19 protein-coding genes are annotated in these 16,012 nt (G+C 71.5%); 8 read left to right on the forward strand and 11 right to left on the reverse strand.

What is annotated here, in order from left to right; all coding sequences use genetic code 11:
• Nucleotides 1–436 precede the first annotated feature (436 nt).
• The 6 genes from C1I98_RS03935 to C1I98_RS03960 all read left to right on the forward strand — a co-directional run bounded on the left by C1I98_RS03935 (nt 437) and on the right by C1I98_RS03960 (nt 4,897).
• Nucleotides 437–628 (forward strand): ferredoxin, encoded by a 192-nt coding sequence (locus C1I98_RS03935; protein WP_111165691.1) that lies wholly within the window; start codon nt 437–439, stop codon nt 626–628.
• Nucleotides 629–634: 6 nt separating this feature from the next.
• Complete coding sequence (locus C1I98_RS03940) at nt 635–1,828, forward strand: NAD(P)/FAD-dependent oxidoreductase (protein ID WP_111165692.1); 1,194 nt, start codon at nt 635–637, stop codon at nt 1,826–1,828.
• A 26-nt stretch (nt 1,829–1,854) separates the two neighbouring features.
• The gene (locus C1I98_RS03945) at nt 1,855–2,175 is read left to right on the forward strand and encodes a hypothetical protein (protein ID WP_111165693.1); all 321 of its coding nucleotides are present in this window, start codon (nt 1,855–1,857) and stop codon (nt 2,173–2,175) included.
• Between the two features lie 13 nt (nt 2,176–2,188).
• Nucleotides 2,189–3,115 (forward strand): NHL repeat-containing protein, encoded by a 927-nt coding sequence (locus C1I98_RS03950; protein ID WP_111165694.1) that lies wholly within the window; start codon nt 2,189–2,191, stop codon nt 3,113–3,115.
• 72 nt (nt 3,116–3,187) lie between these two features.
• A complete protein-coding gene (locus C1I98_RS03955; protein ID WP_111165695.1) occupies nt 3,188–4,096 on the forward strand; it encodes a helix-turn-helix domain-containing protein in 909 nt (302 codons plus the stop codon).
• Nucleotides 4,097–4,276: 180 nt separating this feature from the next.
• Nucleotides 4,277–4,897 carry a DUF6518 family protein gene (locus tag C1I98_RS03960; RefSeq protein WP_146607268.1) on the forward strand — a complete coding sequence of 207 codons (621 nt, stop codon included), beginning with the start codon at nt 4,277–4,279 and terminating at the stop codon, nt 4,895–4,897.
• Between the two features lie 117 nt (nt 4,898–5,014).
• Here the strand turns inward: C1I98_RS03960 and C1I98_RS03965 are convergent, their stop codons facing one another.
• Together C1I98_RS03965 and C1I98_RS42585 are read right to left on the reverse strand one after the other, a co-directional pair.
• Entirely contained in the window at nt 5,015–5,464 is a 450-nt protein-coding gene (locus C1I98_RS03965; RefSeq protein WP_199536707.1) for an NAD(P)/FAD-dependent oxidoreductase, read from the reverse strand.
• Nucleotides 5,410–5,676, reverse strand: coding sequence for an FAD-dependent oxidoreductase (locus C1I98_RS42585; protein ID WP_199536708.1), 267 nt, complete (start codon nt 5,674–5,676; stop codon nt 5,410–5,412). The genes C1I98_RS03965 and C1I98_RS42585 overlap by 55 nt, the downstream gene beginning before the upstream one ends.
• A gap of 265 nt (nt 5,677–5,941) precedes the next feature.
• Between C1I98_RS42585 and C1I98_RS03970 the strand changes: the two genes are divergently transcribed.
• Nucleotides 5,942–6,694 (forward strand): hypothetical protein, encoded by a 753-nt coding sequence (locus C1I98_RS03970; RefSeq protein ID WP_146607269.1) that lies wholly within the window; start codon nt 5,942–5,944, stop codon nt 6,692–6,694.
• 45 nt (nt 6,695–6,739) lie between these two features.
• Here the strand turns inward: C1I98_RS03970 and C1I98_RS03975 are convergent, their stop codons facing one another.
• Genes C1I98_RS03975 through C1I98_RS40305 form a run of 3 tightly spaced genes read right to left on the reverse strand, consistent with a single transcriptional unit; the run spans nt 6,740 to nt 8,694 of the window.
• Nucleotides 6,740–7,816: a HAMP domain-containing sensor histidine kinase gene (locus C1I98_RS03975; RefSeq protein WP_111165698.1), complete on the reverse strand. Its 1,077-nt coding sequence runs from the start codon at nt 7,814–7,816 to the stop codon at nt 6,740–6,742.
• The gene (locus tag C1I98_RS03980; protein WP_111165734.1) at nt 7,813–8,466 is read right to left on the reverse strand and encodes a response regulator transcription factor; all 654 of its coding nucleotides are present in this window, start codon (nt 8,464–8,466) and stop codon (nt 7,813–7,815) included. Before C1I98_RS03980 ends, C1I98_RS03975 begins: the two co-directional genes overlap by 4 nt.
• Nucleotides 8,467–8,502: 36 nt before the next feature.
• Nucleotides 8,503–8,694: a hypothetical protein gene (locus C1I98_RS40305; protein WP_146607270.1), complete on the reverse strand. Its 192-nt coding sequence runs from the start codon at nt 8,692–8,694 to the stop codon at nt 8,503–8,505.
• Here C1I98_RS40305 and C1I98_RS03985 point away from each other — a divergent pair.
• Nucleotides 8,687–9,877 (forward strand): S41 family peptidase, encoded by a 1,191-nt coding sequence (locus C1I98_RS03985; protein WP_111165699.1) that lies wholly within the window; start codon nt 8,687–8,689, stop codon nt 9,875–9,877. The two genes, C1I98_RS40305 and C1I98_RS03985, sit on opposite strands and share 8 nt — an antisense overlap.
• A gap of 110 nt (nt 9,878–9,987) precedes the next feature.
• Here the strand turns inward: C1I98_RS03985 and C1I98_RS03990 are convergent, their stop codons facing one another.
• Genes C1I98_RS03990 through C1I98_RS04015 form a run of 6 tightly spaced genes read right to left on the reverse strand, consistent with a single transcriptional unit; the run spans nt 9,988 to nt 15,947 of the window.
• Complete coding sequence (locus C1I98_RS03990; protein ID WP_111165700.1) at nt 9,988–11,172, reverse strand: M20 family metallopeptidase; 1,185 nt, start codon at nt 11,170–11,172, stop codon at nt 9,988–9,990.
• A complete protein-coding gene (locus tag C1I98_RS03995; protein WP_111165701.1) occupies nt 11,169–12,131 on the reverse strand; it encodes a DUF1028 domain-containing protein in 963 nt (320 codons plus the stop codon). Before C1I98_RS03995 ends, C1I98_RS03990 begins: the two co-directional genes overlap by 4 nt.
• Nucleotides 12,128–13,129, reverse strand: coding sequence for an LLM class flavin-dependent oxidoreductase (locus C1I98_RS04000; RefSeq protein ID WP_111165702.1), 1,002 nt, complete (start codon nt 13,127–13,129; stop codon nt 12,128–12,130). Before C1I98_RS04000 ends, C1I98_RS03995 begins: the two co-directional genes overlap by 4 nt.
• On the reverse strand, nt 13,126–13,707 hold the full coding sequence (locus tag C1I98_RS04005) for a YybH family protein (RefSeq protein ID WP_111165703.1): 582 nt from the start codon (nt 13,705–13,707) through the stop codon (nt 13,126–13,128). Before C1I98_RS04005 ends, C1I98_RS04000 begins: the two co-directional genes overlap by 4 nt.
• On the reverse strand, nt 13,708–14,487 hold the full coding sequence (locus C1I98_RS04010) for an alpha/beta fold hydrolase (RefSeq protein ID WP_111165704.1): 780 nt from the start codon (nt 14,485–14,487) through the stop codon (nt 13,708–13,710). It abuts the gene before it with no gap.
• On the reverse strand, nt 14,484–15,947 hold the full coding sequence (locus C1I98_RS04015) for a purine-cytosine permease family protein (RefSeq protein WP_111165705.1): 1,464 nt from the start codon (nt 15,945–15,947) through the stop codon (nt 14,484–14,486). The genes C1I98_RS04010 and C1I98_RS04015 overlap by 4 nt, the downstream gene beginning before the upstream one ends.
• Between the last annotated feature and the right edge of the window lie 65 nt (nt 15,948–16,012).

Below are 16,012 nucleotides of genomic sequence, written 5' to 3' on the forward strand. Positions count from 1 at the left end.
GTGGGGACGGGGGCGGGCAAAGCGGTCATGCGGGTTCCTCTGTTCTCACGGCACGGCTCTGAGACGGGCGGGCCGATGAGGGCCGCCGTTCAGAGGTGGTGTTCGCGCATGAGCCGTTGATCGCTTCCCCGAGATCGGCACCGGCGCGCTCACAGTACGTGAGCATCGATCCCGCGGCCGACGGAAGCCAGCAAAAGTCATGAAAGTACCGGAACTGGTCAAAACCGGCGTGGCCGCTGTCGCGCGGCTCGGCGATCGTGGACGCGATGACATCGCACACGATGCTCATCCGTGCTGGACAGGAGGCTGCCGGCCGATCGGTGGGGCCTGTGCCGTACGGGTCGGTGCCGGGTCGGCGGCAGGCCGGTGAGGTACCGCATCAACATTCCGCGGGTGCTTCGCGCCGGCGTCGTGGGCGCTTGGAGAGAGGTTCGATATGGAAGTCACCGTCAACAAGCCGGCCTGCGTGGGCGCGGGCCAGTGCGCCCTGGTCGCCGACGAGGTGTTCGACCAGGATGACGACGGCATCGTGATCATGCTGAAGAGCGTGATCGGCCCCGCTGACGAGGCGGCCGTGCGGCGGGCGGCCGCGTTGTGCCCGTCGCACGCCATCAAGCTCGCGGAGTAGCGCGGCATGGAGTCCGGTACGCGATCGGACGTGCTCATCGCGGGCGCGTCGGTGGCGGGGCTGACCACGGCCAGGACGCTGCGCGACGAGGGCTTCCCCGGGACGATCACGATGATCGGCGATGAGGACGCGCTGCCGTACGACCGGCCGCCGCTGTCAAAGCAGATCCTGACCGGCAAGTGGGACGTCGAGGAGTCCGCGTTGTGCAGTGAGGCGGACCTGGACCGGCTCGGGGTCCGGCTGCTGCTGGGTACGGCGGCGGTGTCGCTCGATCTTCCCGGGCGGGTGGTGACCACGGCGTCCGGCGGCGAGCTGCGTTACGGCACTCTCGTGGTGACCACGGGGACGTCTGCTCGGCGCCCGGCGTACGGCGCGGGCCTCGGCGGGGTCCACCTGCTGCGTACGCGCGCCGACGCCACGGCCCTGCGAGGCGACCTCGCCACGGCCCGGCACGCCGTCGTGGCCGGGGCGGGCGTCCTGGGCTCGGAGATCGCCGCCGCGCTGCGCGAGATCGGTGTCGCGGTGACCCTCGTCGGACGTTCCCGGCACCTGCGCCTCGGTCTGGCGGGCGACCTGCTGTCGCCGCTCATCGGGCGGTTGCACCGTGCGAACGGCGTCGATCTGCGGCTCGGCGAAGAGGTCGCCGGGCTGCGCGGCGATGATCGGGTGTCGGCGGTGGTGCTGTCCGGTGGCGACGTGATCGAGACGGATTTCGTGGTCGCGGCCATCGGATGCGTGCCCAACACCGGGTGGCTCACGTCGAGCGGGCTCGATGTCTCCGACGGGGTGGTCTGCGACCTCGCGGGCCGTGCCGCGCCCGGCGTCTTCGCCGCGGGCGACGTCGCGGCCTGGACCGATCCGCGTACGGGGGTCCCCGTCCGGGTCGAACACCAGCTCAACGCGGCCGAACAGGCGCGGCTCGTGGCCGGGACCATCGCCACCGGCACGACGCCCACCGCGCCGCCGGTGCCGTTCTTCTGGTCGGAACTGTTCGGGACCAGGATTCAGGTCTACGGGCACGGTGACGGTGACGGTACCTCGCTCGACACGATCGCGGGCGACGCGGGATCGGGGCGGTTCGTCGCCGCCGTCCAGCGGGACGGAATCGTCACCGGAATCGTCGGGTGGAACATGCCGCGCGATTTTCGTGCCGCCCGGGCTCATGTCGGGCGTCCGGCGGCGGAACTCAGCCGGCTTTGAATCGCCGATTCTTGGAAGAAAGGAAGGTGGCGATCGTGACGGACTCGCGCTGCACGATACGCGGCACCGCGACCCGCCCATACTCCGCTGCCGTCACGATGCCCTTCGTCGGTACGCCGCGGCCGTTCGGGACCCGGCACGAGAGCGCGGGAATCGTGAGCCTGCTGCTGGGCGCGGGCCGTGACGCGGTGGCGCACATCAGCGCCGGTGGAACGGTCCTGTTGCCGTCCCACCGTGCCCAGATGGCGGAATCGAGGCCCGACCCGGCGCTGATCTCGATGGCGGCGGAATTCGCGGGCATCCTGCCCATCTACCAGACGGGAGCTGTGTCCGTTGCCGGAGAATGAGCACTCTGACGCGATGATTCGCTGGGACACGCTTCCGCCCGGGGTTCCGGGGAGCGCGGAATGGTCGCATTCCGGCATCGCGCTGGACCGCGAGGGGAATCTGTACTGGGCCCACCCCGGCGGCGGGGCGCTGCTCGTCCGGCGGGCGCTCGACGGCAGAATCGCGCAGGTCGAGGTGCCGCTACTGGAGATCCACGGGATCACCTACGACCCGCGCGGGAGCGGCGCGCTCTGGCTCGCGGACCCCGGCTTCAAGGCCCGGCCGCCGGATTACGATTACGAGGCCCGGGAGGGGAGCGCGGGGCGCTTCGACCTTGCGACGCGCGAATTCACCGCGTTGCGCCCACCGGCGCATCCGGCGTACACGGGCGATTCCTGGCGGCCCACGTCCATCGCGGTCACCGGCCCCGCCGTTTTCGTCGCGGACGGTTACGGCGCGAGTTTCGTCCACATTTTCGGCGAGCGCGGTCATGAAAGGACCATCGACGGCACGGAATCGGGAAAGCCGTTCGCCTGCCCGCACGGCCTGGTGATCGCCGAATCGGATCGCGGCCCGGAACTGATCGTGGCCGACCGGGGCAACCGCCGGCTGATGACCTTCGGCCTGGACGGCGAATATCGCGGCAGTTTCACCGACGTCCGGTTGCGGGCTCCGAGCTGCCTCGCCGTACGAGGGCGCGAACTCATCGTCACCGACCTCGACGGGGCGCTGACCGCGGTGGATCTGGAGAAGGACGCGCTGCGGCACATCGTCCCGTTTCCCGCCGCCGAAAAGCGCGAGGGCTGGCCGAATGATCGGCGCGATGGCACGCTGAGCCGGCCTCACCTGGCGGAGGGAACGCTCAACAGCCCGCACGGGGTGGTGGTCGGGCCGGACGGCTCCATCTATCTCACCGAGTACGTCATCGGGGGCCGCGAGGTGCGCCTGACGCCACGGTAGAGGAAATCGCCCCGGCGGCTACGCTGAGTGGTGAGCACGGGACCCGGCTGCGCGAGAGGAGGGCCACGGCCGATGCGCGTCCTTTACGAACATCTCGAACCGGAGTTCCCGGTGAACTGGCGTTACACGCGGTTCCGGGCACCTCGGCTGGAGGCGTACTGGCATTTCCATCCTGAGTACGAGCTGACCTACATCCTGCACGGGACCGGCACCCGGCTCGCCGGCAATTCCGTGGAGGAGTACCGGCCGGGAGACCTCGCGCTGTTCGGCCCCGATCTGCCGCACACGTATGTGACGACGCCGGAGAGCGAGCCGATCGAGGCGATCGTCATCCACTTCGCCCGGGATTTTCTCGGCGCGGAGTTCTTCGACTCGCCCGTGTTCGGGAACGTGCGGCGGATGCTCGACGACGCCCGGCGCGGCATCCGCTTTCCCGACGCGCTGCCCGCGCTCGAAGACCTGGGGCGGCTCACGCCCCCGGAACGCACGGTCGAGCTGCTTCGCACCCTCGTCATGCTGAGCCGGACGCCCTACATCCTGCTCGCGACGGGACGCAGCCCGTCGGTCCTCCATCAAAGTACGGCGGTGCGGATCCAGGCCATGATGAAGGCGATCCATTCCGGTTACACCACCCGGCTGTCGCTGGAGGACATCGCGGCTGCGGCGCACATGAACGCCAGCGCCGCCAGCCGGCTGTTCGCCCGAAGTACCGGTTTCACCGTCTCGCACTATGTGAACCTCGTGCGCGTCAACCGGGCATGCCAGTTGCTGCGGGACACCGACCGCTCGGTGTCCACGATCGCCGCGGATTCCGGTTTCGGCAACCTCTCCAATTTCAACCGGCGTTTCCGCGAACTCAAGAAGATGTCTCCCCGCGAATACCGGGCGAACTTCCGGGTCGAACTGGAAACCGTCCCGGTCACCGACCTCGACGCCCTCCGCCGCCATCGCACCCACGGCACCGCGGCCGTCCGGCGGTAGACGGCGTGGTTTCCGGGCGGGCCTGGTCACAGCGCTGCTGCTCGGGATCGACCTCGGTACGTCGTTCAGTTCATTCTGGTCGGGGTTCGCCGCCATGTGCGCCGGGTTTCTGGTTTGCTCGGTGGTGTTCTCCGCCGTCACCTGGCCGCGGCCCACACCCCCGGACAACGAGGAGCCACGATGAGATCTCCGTCGCGGAACGCGGCCCCGCCCGCGACGTGGGTCTTGCTGGCGGGGGCCACGGCCGCAGGGCTGCTTCTCGGTCCCGTCAACCTGCTGGCCCAGGTGACGCTGCCCTATCCATGGGCCAATCTGGCGAACTCCCCGGCCGTGTGGGCGGTCGCCGCCTTCGCCGTGGGCGTCTGGGGCGTCCGGGGCCTGGCGCGGGTGTCCGTGGCCGGGGCGCTCCTGCTCGTACTCGCCGTGGAGAGCTACTACGCGGCGGCCGTCGTCTTCCTCGGCGATGACAGCGCCACGCTCTACAACCCGGTGGCCTTCATCTGGATGGGCTTCGGTGTCGTGGCGGGCGTCGTCTTCGGCACTGCCGGGGCCTGGTACCGGAGCAGCCGCAGGTGGCGGGCGAACATCGGGCTCGCCGCGCTGGGCGGGGTCTTCGTCGCCGAGGCGCTGAAGGACGTACTGTCGGGCGCGTTCGGCCTGCCCACGGCGCTGATCCTGACGGGGGTCGCGTTGCTGGTGCCCCTCGTGCTCGGCCGTTCGCGCCGCCATCGCCTGGAGAGCCTGGCGCTGGTCGTGCCGCTCGCGCTGGTCGGGCTGGTCGGCTACCTCATCGCCATGTGACCCCGTTCACGCAATTCTGCGCACCCAGGAAAGGACGGTGGACTCGGGCAGATGCCGTACCACCTTGCCCAGTGGGCTTCCTCCCACGCCCGATAAACGAGGTACACCCGCACGCCCTCATTCGGTGATTCGACTTTTCCGCTGAATGGCGGCCACACCATAGCATCGATCAGATCGAGAATCGCTCGAAGCGGAAGGCGGCCAGGGCGGCGTACTGACCCGGCCCAGGACCGGCAGGCCGTCGGCGGGGATGGGGCGTTCGCCCGCACGTACGCTCTCCAGGGTGGCACCGGTCAGCCCCGGGTACAGCGCGGACGCGTCGGCGAGCACGGTGTCGGCCGCGGACCGCCGCTCGTCGATCGCCGCGCCGTCGATCCGCGGGGTGTGCAACAGCAGCCGCCCGCCGCCGTCCGGGCGCAGGTGGACGTGCGGGGCGTGGACGACATGGGATATCCACACCGCGACCGGCGAGGTGCAGGCCACGACCCCGTGGGTGTTGCGCATGGGCAGAGTCAGTCCCGCGAGTTCGGCGATATTCGCCGCTCGCGGCCCGGCGCAGTTAACCACGGCGTCCGCCGGCAACCGCCGCCCGCGGCCGCGAGCCGGTGGTAGGCCTGTGGCCTCCTGCCACAGGAGTTGATCCACGAGAACGTCGCGCCGGACGTACCCTGTCCCGGAGCGCCGCCGTCCACGACCGTTACCCGCGCTCCCCGCCTGGTCAGCCCCGCGGCCACCGCCGCGCCGTAGAGACCGGCACCGATGACCACCACATGCGCCATGACGAACCCTTCCTTTCTGGGGATGGTTCCTCCTAGTGGCTCAGTCCGGTGACAGATCCGGCAATCCCGGTTTGTCCGGTACTTGTCCCGGCCGTTCGTCCGGTGTACGCCTGGGCTGCCGGACCTGGCGCGGAGGAGGCAGGGTAGGCGGCGGCGAGCTTCTGGCCCGGGTGGCGACCGTTCGGACGGTCGGGGAATTCGCGGACTGCCTGTCGGAGCTCCGGCGATCCCAGCGGCCGGCGTTGTCGCTGCGTGAGCTGGAGCAGTGGGGGGTGGGTCATCGGCGGCCACTGCCGACCTCGACCGTGCACGACGTGCTGAAGGGGGTCCGGCCGCCTCGGCGTCCCCGCTCAGGAACCTGCCTGCGGCCTTCCAGGTCCACGACGAGCAGCAGGTGCGGGTGTGGCTTGAGGCCTTGGACCGGGTGGAGGGCGACCGGGGCGCCCCCCGGCGGCGCAGCAGGTCCGAGCAGGAGTTCGGGCCGGTCTCGGCCACGCGGTTCTGCGTCGGACGCCAGTACGTACACGAGATCGCCGGGCGGATCGGGCAGGCGCGGGAGGATGTGTGGCTCTGGGGGGCGATCCTGCCGATGTACCTGCCCTTCCTGCGGCCCTACATCCACCGGGCGCTCACCCGGGGAGTCCTGGTCAGGGTGCTGCTGATCACGCGGGCAGGGGCGGCGATGACCATGGCCGCGTTCCGCTCGGCCGATTCCGACATCGGCCACCTCCAGGAGGCCCTGCACAACAACCTGGACACCCTGCACCGGCTCGGAGCCGAACGTCCCGGTCTGCACCTGCGCCTGATCGACTACCTGCCGCCCTACACCTTGTACGCCTACGACCCCGGACTCCCGAACGGGCGCATGAACCTGCGTCTGATGTCCTTTCACGGCGACTACGACGTACGGCCCACCTTCAGCGTCGAGCGGACCCGAGACGGCGACTGGTTCGACTATTTCTACGAACGATTCACCCTCGTCTGGCACAACGCGAGATCCGATCCTCAAGACCGGTGAACCATTGGACGACGGCACGAATCACGTCGAACGACTCGACCACCTCTAGGCACGGGTCTCTGTGAAGGCCACGACGAGTTCCAGGCCGCCTCCCGGGTTGGGGCTTGCGTGGACGGTGGCGCCGTGGGCCTTGGCGATCGAGGCGACTATCGACAGTCCGAGGCCGGCGCCTTGTTCGCGGGTGGTCTGGAGACGCCGGAAGGGCTCGAAGAGATCGCCGAAGCGTCCCTCTGGCACGTCGGGGCCGGTGTTGCGGACCGTCAGGGCTCCGTGGGAGAGCGTCACCTCGACGGTTCCGCCGGGATGGTTGTAGCGGATCGCGTTGTCGATGAGGTTGGTGACGAGGCGGTTGAGCAGGACGGGGTCTCCATCGACGACGAACGGCTCCGCCCGTGCCGTCATGGTGATCCCGCCTGCGACCTTCTCCGCCAGCACGAGCCGTACCACCTCGTCCAAGGCCACCGGACTCCGCTTGTCCAGGCCGTGTTCCGCCTGGGCCAGGACCAGCAAGGCGTCGATGAGGTTCTCCGCGCGGCGGTTGTGGAGCAGGAGCGTACGGCGGATCTCGCCGATGTCGTCCGGCAGCCCGATCTCGATCGCCGCCCGCTGGACGGCCAGTGGGGTGCGCAGTTCGTGGGACGCGTTCGCGATGAACCGGCGCTGCCCCGCGACGGACCGTTCGAGCCGGTCGAGCATCGCGTCGAAGGTGTCGGCCAGTTCCTTCAGCTCGTCCTGCGGCCCGGACAGCGCGATCCGTTCGTGCAGGGTGGACAGGGACAGCCGCTGCGCGGTGGCGGTGATCCGGTGGACGGGCCGCAGCATACGCCCGGCGACCAGCCGGCCCACGACCAGCGAGACCAGCGTCAGGGCCCCGACCGTCAACCACGTCACCTCCCACTGGTAGCCGATCACGTCGTTCACCAGCTCGGGCAGCGGCGGACGGGACGGCCGCTCGCCCGGCAGCCCTGGCACGGGCGGCGCCACCGCGCCCGGGGGCAGCCGCGCGATCCGCGTGTCCAGCGTCCGGCGCAGCAGCAGGTTGACCGTGACCAGCAGTACGACCGAGCTCAGCAGGAACAGCCCGGAGTAGATCAGCGTGAGCCGTACCCGGATCGTCGTCACAGCAGGTAGCCCGCGCCGGGAATGGTGTGGATGCACGGCGGGTCGCCCAGTTTGGCGCGCAGGCGGCTGACCACGACCCGCACCACCGTGGTGAAGGGGTCGGTGTGCTCGTCCCACGCCTCCTCGAGCAGCCGTTCGGCGCTCACCACCGCGCCGTCGGCCCGCATCAGCACCTCCAGCACCGCGAACTCCTTGAGCGACAGGTGCAGGTGCCGCCCGTCCCGCGCGGCCTGTAGCCGGTGGGTGTCGAGCACGATGCCGTGCCGGGCCAGCACCGGCGGTACGTGCGGCCGGCTGCGCCGTCCCAAGGCCCGTACCCGGGCGACCAACTCGGCGTAGTCGAAAGGCTTGGGCAGGTAGTCGTCGGCGCCCATGCCGAGGCCCGCCACCCGCTCCGGAACCGACGCCGCCGCCGTCATCATCAGGATCCGGGTACGGCTGCCGCGCCCGACCAGCTCACGGCAGACGAGGTCGCCGTGCATCTCCGGCAGGTCGCGATCCAGTACGAGGACGTCGTAGTCGTGTACCGCCAGCCGTTCGACCGCGGCGAGTCCGTCGTACACCACGTCAACGGCCATGGCGTGGCGGCGCAGCCCCACCGCCACGAGATCGGCGAGGTCACGTTCGTCTTCGGCCACCAGAACCCGCATGCCGATGTGCATACACCAATGGCGGTTACAGCCGCGTTAACCATCGCGTTCACGGCCGGGAAACCCGTCCCCGGCCATGCTGACGGCCATGATCAAAGCCATCTGCGCCGCCGTTGTGGTGACGGCCTGCGCCATGACCGCACCCGCGGCCACACCCGCGCCGACTTCTGGTTGCGTCCCCGCGACGGCTCCGCCGCCGAATCCGGCGCCGCCGACGTCGGTGAGCACGCTCCGGCAGGCGTACTTCTGCGTACTGGACAACTACTACAGCGGCCCGGCCATGGACTCCACGGGGTTACTGAAGAGCGCCCTCGCCGCCTACACCCAGCACCTGATGCGGAACGGCGCCGACCAGGCCGACCTGCGCCTGCCCGCCCTGACCGGGAACCGCGACACCGACTGGAAGGCGTTCGCGAAGGCCCTCGGCACCGGTGACCCCGCCGCGCTGCGGGCCGCGATCAACGGTATGGTCGCCGGGCTCCACGACAACCACGCCCGCTGGGTCAGGCCGGCCCCGCCGTCGGAGGACGGGCCGGTCGGGACGGGCATCGTGGGCGCGTCGGCCCAGCAAGGCGGCCAGATCGACCCGGCGGCCCGGCCGCCGATGTTCATCACCCGGGTCCTGCCCGGCAGCCCCGCCGCCAAGGCCGACGTACGGCCGGGCGACATTCTGGTCAAGGTCAACGGCGTGCCGACGTTCATCGGGGACAAGGTGAACGAGGGCATCCTCGACGCCTTCACCGGCGAAACGGTACGGCTCACCCTCAAGCGCCCCACGACCGGGCGAACCCGGACCGTCAGCATCAAGGAGGGGCCGCTCACCCGGCAGCCCCCGGAGGTGACGTCGAAGCCGCTCCCCGGCGGCGCGACCTACGTCCGGCTGCCCGGGTTCTTCGACGGTGCCGCCGACAAGGTCATCGCCGCGTTGCGGAGCAAGCCGAAGGCGGTGGTCCTGGACCTGCGCGGCAACGGCGGCGGGTCGCCTCGCGAGGTGACCCGGCTGCTCGGCGCGTTCGCGCACGGCAAGATCACCAGCTACTTCTGCCCCCTGAAAGGCGACTGTACGCCCAACCGGACCGACGACAGCGTCCCGCTGCTCGGCTCGCGCCTGATCGTCCTCACCGACCGCGCGTGCGCCTCGGCCTGCGAGGACTTCAGCGCGGCGGTCATGGACAACGACCTCGGCACCCTCATCGGCACCCGCACCGCCGGCGCCATCTCCGGCCCCAGCAGCGGCTACCTCCTCGACGACGGCAGCGTCCTGCTCCTGCCCAAGGTCCGGCACCTCGGCCCCGCCCGCGAGATCATCGACACGATAGGCGTACCGGTCGACCACCACGCCCCGATGACGGCCCTCGACCTCGCCACCGGCCGCGACCCCGGCGTGGCCAAGGCCCTCTCGCTCCTCTGACGCCTTTCGGCCGGACGCCCCGGACTTGGGGCTCCTCCCCAGTACGGCCCAGCAGCGCCTCGATCTCCGCCACCCCCACGAGCACGCCAGTCACGCCCACCGCCGCCGGGCTACTCGCCCTGCGCAGGCGTGACTTTGCGTGACGCCATGGCCGGCGGGCGGCCGAAGGACGCGATGACCTTGGCGTACGTACGGGCGGCGGCCGTCAGGTCGGGCACGGACACCCACTCGTCCACGGCGTGGGCCTGCCGCATCGAGCCGGGGCCGTAGACCACGGTGGGGATGCCGAGCCGGTTGCGCAGGAAGCGGGCGTCGGTTCCGAGCGAGAGGCCCACCGGGCCGGCGTCGTGACCGGCCGCGTCGAGCAGGAGGTCGGCGAAGGGGTGCGGGAGCGGAAGTTCCGACGCCTCGCAGAAGAACGTCGGCCGCACGGTGAAGTCCACGTCGGGGCAGGTCTCGCGCGCCTTCCGCAGCACGGACCGGAGTACGTCGTCGGCCGTCTCGCCGGGCAGTGAGCGGCGGTCGATGACGAACTCGCAGTGCGGCGCGACGACGTTCGTCGCCAGGCCGCCCTGGATCATCGACACGTTGCAACTGGGGCGGCCCAGCAGCGGATGGTCCTCGTCGTGGAAGGTGGCCAGGTGCAGCGCGCCGACCAGCCGGGCGGCGTCGGCGATGGCCGAGCGGGAGCGGCCGGGCTCGCCGCCGTGCCCGGCCTCGCCGGTGACCTCGATCCTGCCCTGGAACGAGCCGCGTTCGGCGACGGCGACGCGTAGTTCGGTGGGCTCGGGGACGATGCAGGCGTCGGCGTGGATCAGCCCGGCGGCCAGCAGGGCCTCGGTACCGTGCGCGCCGCCGGTCTCCTCGTCGGCGACCAGATGGAACTCCACGTCGGCGGCCAGTGGCAGTCCGGCGTCCTGGCAGGCCCGCAGGCCCTCGATGGCGGCGGCGATGCCGCCCTTCATGTCGGCCGCGCCGCGCCCGACGACCCGCCCGTCCCGGACGATGCCGCCGAAGGGCGGCACCGACCAGTCGGCCGCCGCCACCGGCACGACGTCGAGGTGGCCGTTGAACAGCAGCGTCGGCGCGCCGGGACGGCCGCAGGCGTACCGGGCCAGCACCGACGGCCGCCCGGACGGGGCTCGGAAGATCCGTGGCTCGCAGCCGGACGACTCCAGCGCCTCCACCAGCGACGGCACGATGGCGGCCTCCCTGCCGGGCGGGTTCTGGGTGTCCACCCGGACCAGTTCGGCGGTCAGCGCCGTCACGCGTTCGGCCGAGACGTGCCCGGTCATCCGGGACCGTCCGGGACGTCGGCGGCGGTCAGGATGCCGACGTCGGCCAGCGCCCGGACGAAGGGGCCGAGCGAGGGGCGGTCGGCGAGCAGTTCGGCCAGCTCCCGCCGCCCGCGTTCACGTTCGCGGTCGCGTTCACGTTCACGGTCGCGACCGTGGTCGGGGGCGCTGGAGCGGAGGAGGATGACCGCGCGCCACAGGGTCGCCTCGCGGTTGTCGCCGAGGTCCCGTACGGCGTCGGTCAGCCGGTCCACGAACTCGGCCGGATCGGTGGCGGGGTCCAGGTCGCCGGGGGCGCCGATGACGACGCCCGGGGTGAACAGCGCCGCGCCGACGCTGCGGAAGCCGTTCTGGATCGGCAGCAGCCGGGCCAGCTCGCCGATCGGGTCCGGGGCGTCGTCGACCCGGATGTCGGTGCGGACCTCCCGCCACGGCCGGTCGGTACGCGCGCCGCCGACCACCCGCAGGTACGCCGACTGGGACCCGCGGGCGTCGCCGCCCGCCCGCTCACCGGCCGCGAGCGCGCCGACCAGCCGCCGCTCGGCCGGGCCGGGCGACGCGTCGTGCGCGGCCACCATGGCGGCGCACACCTCGGAGCCGGCCAGCATGTTCCCGACGGCGACGACGCCCGGCCCGGTGGCCGTACTCGTCCGCGGTACGCACCGGTCGCCGGTGAACGTGGCGTGCCGCCCGGTGGCGTCCATGACGGCGAGCTGCCGGTACGCCGACCACGGATCGCCCTGGACCAGCTCATCGACGATGTCCCGCGGCGTCCGGCCCGCGCGCAGCGCGGCCAGGGCCGCGGGCGGCCAGTCGGTGTTCGCGAACGCCTGGCTCACCACGGCGCCGACCCCGGCCTCGGCGGTCCCGACGACGCTGCCCACGCCGAAGAAGTGCGACTGGGAGGCCAGCCCGATGGAGCCGTCGCGCGGGTCGTGGCTCAGGATGGAGAAGGTCATCTGGTCCTGCCCTCGGGCAGTAGCGGGAGCAGGTCCGTGGCCATGGTCCGGAGCTGGGACAGGCCGCCGTCGTCGTCCGGTACCAGGCACAGCGCGATCGAGTCCGCTCCCGCGGCGGCCAGCTCGGTCAACCGGCGGGCGCAGTCGGCGGGGGTGCCGACGACGGCCAGTTCCTCCAGCCAGGCGTCGGGGATCTTGGCCACCGCGTCGGCGAAGTCCAGCTCGGCCAGGGCGGCGGCCTCGTCGGCGATGCCGTGCGCCTCGGTCATCGGGTTGCGCGGGCCGGTCAGCAGGTACAGGCCGAACAGCTCGCGCAGCCGGTCGCGGGCGGTGGCGGCGTCCGGGCCGACCGAGCACAGCGCGTAGGCGACGACCCGGTGGTCCGGCCCGGCACCGCCCGCCTGGAGCTGGGCGACCGCCCACCGGATGTACTCGGTGCCGGCCAGTACCGACAACACCGTGCCGTCGGCGGTGCCACCGGCCATCCGCAGCGCCTTGGGACCGCCGACCCCGGCGTACAGCGGCGGGACCGGAGTCGGCGGGTGTTCCAGCCGGATGCCGTCGGCCGCGTAGCTCCTGCCCTCGGTGGTCAGGGACTCGCCCTGGAGCAGGGTGCGCAGGCCGGTGAGGGTTTCGCGGACCGCGGTGAGCGCCGCCGTCGGCCTGATCCGCATCGCGTCCAGCCAGTCCGGCACCCCGACCCCGACTCCGGCGGTCAGCCGGCCCGGGTAGATCCCGGCCAGGGTGGCGACCTCCATGGCCAGCAGCGCCGGATGCCGGGAGGCGGTCGGTACGATCCCGATGCCGACCGGCAGCTCGGTGGCGGCCAGCAGGGCTCCGGCGGTCGCGATGGCACCGGTGAAGAAGTAGTCCTCGCCGACCCAGAGTTCGTCGAAACCGGCCGACTCGGCCACCTGGGCGGCGGCCACGACCTGCGCGGGTGACTGCGAGCTGCCGAGTACGACGCCGAGCCGGGGTCGGCGGGCCGTGGCCGTCATGCCGTGCCTTCCACGGCCGGTGCGTCGGCGGCGGTGGGGAACGGCTCCCAGGGCACCCAGCCCAGGCCGCGGCTCGCCGTGGAGTCGTCGAAACCGGGGCGCGCCTCGGCGAGGGCGGGCAGGGCGGTGATCTGGGTGTGCCACATCCGCCATTCCGGGCGGCCCTGGCCGTTGTCGCGGTGGTAGATCTCGGTGGCCCGGCCGTGGGTGGCGTCCACCGAGTCGACGGTCCACTCGCCGCCGTCCAGTTGTTCGGCCTCGATGCTGAACTCACAGGCCAGCCACGCGGTGTCGCCACGCACTTCCAGCCGCATGATGCGGGTCACCAGGCCGCCGGTCTGCGCGATCCGCTCCTTGTACCAGCGCCAGAGCGCCACCTTCTCCTTCATGCCGAAGTAGGGGTGGCCGTTGAAGTTGAACATCAGGTACTCGTCGCCGGGCTCCGGGAAGACCTTCACCATGCGGTCGATGTCGAAGCCGACGTTGGCCTCCCACCACTCGCGGTGCAGGCGGGTGATCTCGGCGATGTCGGCGGCGGGGGCCGTCCGGTCGGTCGGCCGGGGGTCCTGGGTGGGCATTTACTTCCCTTCTGAAAGGTGCTCTCGAATCAGGTGGGCGAGTTCGGCCGGGGCGGAGTACATCGGCAGGTGGCCGTGGCCGGGCAGGACCGCGAGCCGGCCGCCGGAGGCGGCGGCGAAGGCGGCCGACCCGGCGGGCGGGCACCCGGCGTCGAGTTCGCCGACGACGGCCAGCGTGCGGCAGGACAGCCGATGGGCGTTGGACAGCCCTTCGGCGGCCCCGGCCGCCCGCCAGATGGCGATGGCCTGCGCCGCGTCGTTGACGCTGACGTCGTCCATCACCTGCCGCCGGGCCGCCTCGTCCAGGCCGGGCTCGGCCGCGATCACCGCGCCCAGCGCCGAACTGCCGCCACCGGCCCGGATCAGCTCGGCCAGCTGGCCGACCTCCTGCTCGGCCAGCGGCTCGAAGGCTCCGCCGACGGTGGTCAGGCTGACCACGAGTTCGGGGTGGGCGAGCGCGAGCGCCACGGCCACGGGCGCGCCGGCCGACGCGCCGACGACGTGTACCCGGCCGAGGCCGAGCGCGGCGGCGAGTTCGGCGCATTCGGCGGCCCAGCCGACGACGCCGTACGCCGAGGCGCGGGCCGATCCGCCGTGCCCGGACAGGTCGATGGCGACGCGGTTCCAGTCGGCGGGGAGATGATCGATCACCCCGGTCCAGCAGGCGGCCTGGAGGTTGGCCGGGTGGATGAAGAGCAGCGCGGGCGCGTCCGGCACGCCCCGGCGTACCAGGGCGGAACCGGCCCCGCCCCGGAACGCGACCCGGTGGTGGGTGGTCATGCCGGGTCGCCGTCGAGGAGGGCGCGGCTGGCGGTGACGGCGGGGAGTTCGGTGGCCGGGTCGAAGCCTCGGGTGAGCGCCCAGTACACGAGGGCCGGGACGGCCAGGCCGACCAGGAAGGCGATGTCCGCGCCGCCGAGTACGTCCACCATCGGGCCGACGTAGAAGTTGGTGGTGACGAACGGCAGCAGCGCGACCACGCCGGCCGCGTAGGACACCAGCCCGCGCGACCCCCACCGGCCGTAGAGGCCGTCCGCGTCGAACAGTTCGGCGATGGCGTACCGGCCGCGGCGGACGAAGTAGTAGTCGACCAGGTTGACCGCCGTCCACGGGGCCAGTACCAGCAGCATCAGGGTGATGAAGTCGTTGTAGCTGCCGAGGTACTCGGCCGGCAGGCCCTGGGAGACGACGTAGATGAGGATCGCGGTGACGAGGATTCCGGCCGCGCGTGCCGTCCGGTTGAGCGGGATCGGGCGGAAGGAGTGGACGATGCCGATGCCGGACAGCATGGAGCCGTACAGGCTGACGCTCATCAGCGCGATCGCCGTCGGCGCCAGCAGTATCAGCACGGCGGCGGTGCCGAAGCCGGGGAAGAGCCCGTCGCCGATGTCGCGGAGGTTGCTCATCGCGTCCGCCGCAGGCACCGACCCGGCGATGAACGTCCCGAGCGGCATCAGCCAGAGCGCGGACAGCGCCGCCCCGGCGTAGGTGTAGCCGATGACCTTGCGGGCCGGGGTCGTCCGCGGCAGGTAGCGGGAGTAGTCGGAGACGTAGACCGCGTAACTGAGCTGGTATCCGATGGCGGCGGTGAACTGGGCGAGGAACGCCGCGCCGGTGAACCCGGCCGGGGCCGCCGCGGTGGCGGCGGGCTCCAGGTCGATCAGCGCGAGCACGGTCAGTACCGCGAAGATCGGCACCACCACGTAGGGCAGCCGGCGCAGCACCAGGTGGACCAGGTCGTAGCCCACGGTGGCCAGTACCGTGGCCAGCCCGACGATCGCCAGTCCCCACAGCCACCCCGGGCCGGGGAGTACGGTCTGGATGGCCTGGGTGCCGAGCAGTACGCCGAACGTGCTGAAGCCGACGTAGACGAAGACCACCGCGAGCATCGGGACGATCGCCCCGCGGACCCCGAACTGCGCCCGGGACTGGATCATCTGCGGCAGCCCCATGGCGGGGCCCTGGTTGGCGTGGAAGGCCATGAAACAGGTGCCGATCAGTACGCCGAGCACGCTCGCGAGCACCGACCAGCCGATGGACAGCCCCATCGAGGGACCGATGAAACCGACCACCATCGTGGTCGGCACGAACTGGCCGGTGAACCAGAACAGCCCCTGATGCCAGACCTTGCCATGGCGCTCGGTGAGGGGAATGTAGTCGATGGACCGGGCCTCGACCTGCAACGGCTGCCTGCCGGTCAGGCCAGGTCGGGTGTGGGTCTGCTGCGCGGACAGTTTCATCCGCCGGCTCCTTCCGCCGGTGTCGCTGTGTGCTGTCGCACACCGGCTCGTGAAGCAAAAAGCTA

Origin of the sequence: Spongiactinospora gelatinilytica, from assembly GCF_003236385.1 — a bacterium.
GTDB lineage: Bacteria > Actinomycetota > Actinomycetes > Streptosporangiales > Streptosporangiaceae > Spongiactinospora > Spongiactinospora gelatinilytica.

Excerpts from the sequence above, each read along its gene's own strand:
- C1I98_RS03935 (WP_111165691.1), top strand. The coding sequence starts at position 437 with ATGGAAGTCACCGTCAACAAGCCGGCCTGCGTGGGCGCGGGCCAGTGC.
- C1I98_RS03940 (WP_111165692.1), top strand. The coding sequence starts at position 635 with ATGGAGTCCGGTACGCGATCGGACGTGCTCATCGCGGGCGCGTCGGTG.
- C1I98_RS03950 (WP_111165694.1), top strand. The coding sequence starts at position 2,189 with ATGATTCGCTGGGACACGCTTCCGCCCGGGGTTCCGGGGAGCGCGGAA.
- C1I98_RS03955 (WP_111165695.1), top strand. The coding sequence starts at position 3,188 with ATGCGCGTCCTTTACGAACATCTCGAACCGGAGTTCCCGGTGAACTGG.
- C1I98_RS03960 (WP_146607268.1), top strand. The coding sequence starts at position 4,277 with ATGAGATCTCCGTCGCGGAACGCGGCCCCGCCCGCGACGTGGGTCTTG.
- C1I98_RS42585 (WP_199536708.1), bottom strand. The coding sequence starts at position 5,676 with ATGGCGCATGTGGTGGTCATCGGTGCCGGTCTCTACGGCGCGGCGGTG.
- C1I98_RS03980 (WP_111165734.1), bottom strand. The coding sequence starts at position 8,466 with ATGCGGGTTCTGGTGGCCGAAGACGAACGTGACCTCGCCGATCTCGTG.
- C1I98_RS03990 (WP_111165700.1), bottom strand. The coding sequence starts at position 11,172 with ATGACCGGGCACGTCTCGGCCGAACGCGTGACGGCGCTGACCGCCGAA.
- C1I98_RS03995 (WP_111165701.1), bottom strand. The coding sequence starts at position 12,131 with ATGACCTTCTCCATCCTGAGCCACGACCCGCGCGACGGCTCCATCGGG.
- C1I98_RS04000 (WP_111165702.1), bottom strand. The coding sequence starts at position 13,129 with ATGACGGCCACGGCCCGCCGACCCCGGCTCGGCGTCGTACTCGGCAGC.
- C1I98_RS04005 (WP_111165703.1), bottom strand. The coding sequence starts at position 13,707 with ATGCCCACCCAGGACCCCCGGCCGACCGACCGGACGGCCCCCGCCGCC.
- C1I98_RS04010 (WP_111165704.1), bottom strand. The coding sequence starts at position 14,487 with ATGACCACCCACCACCGGGTCGCGTTCCGGGGCGGGGCCGGTTCCGCC.
- C1I98_RS04015 (WP_111165705.1), bottom strand. The coding sequence starts at position 15,947 with ATGAAACTGTCCGCGCAGCAGACCCACACCCGACCTGGCCTGACCGGC.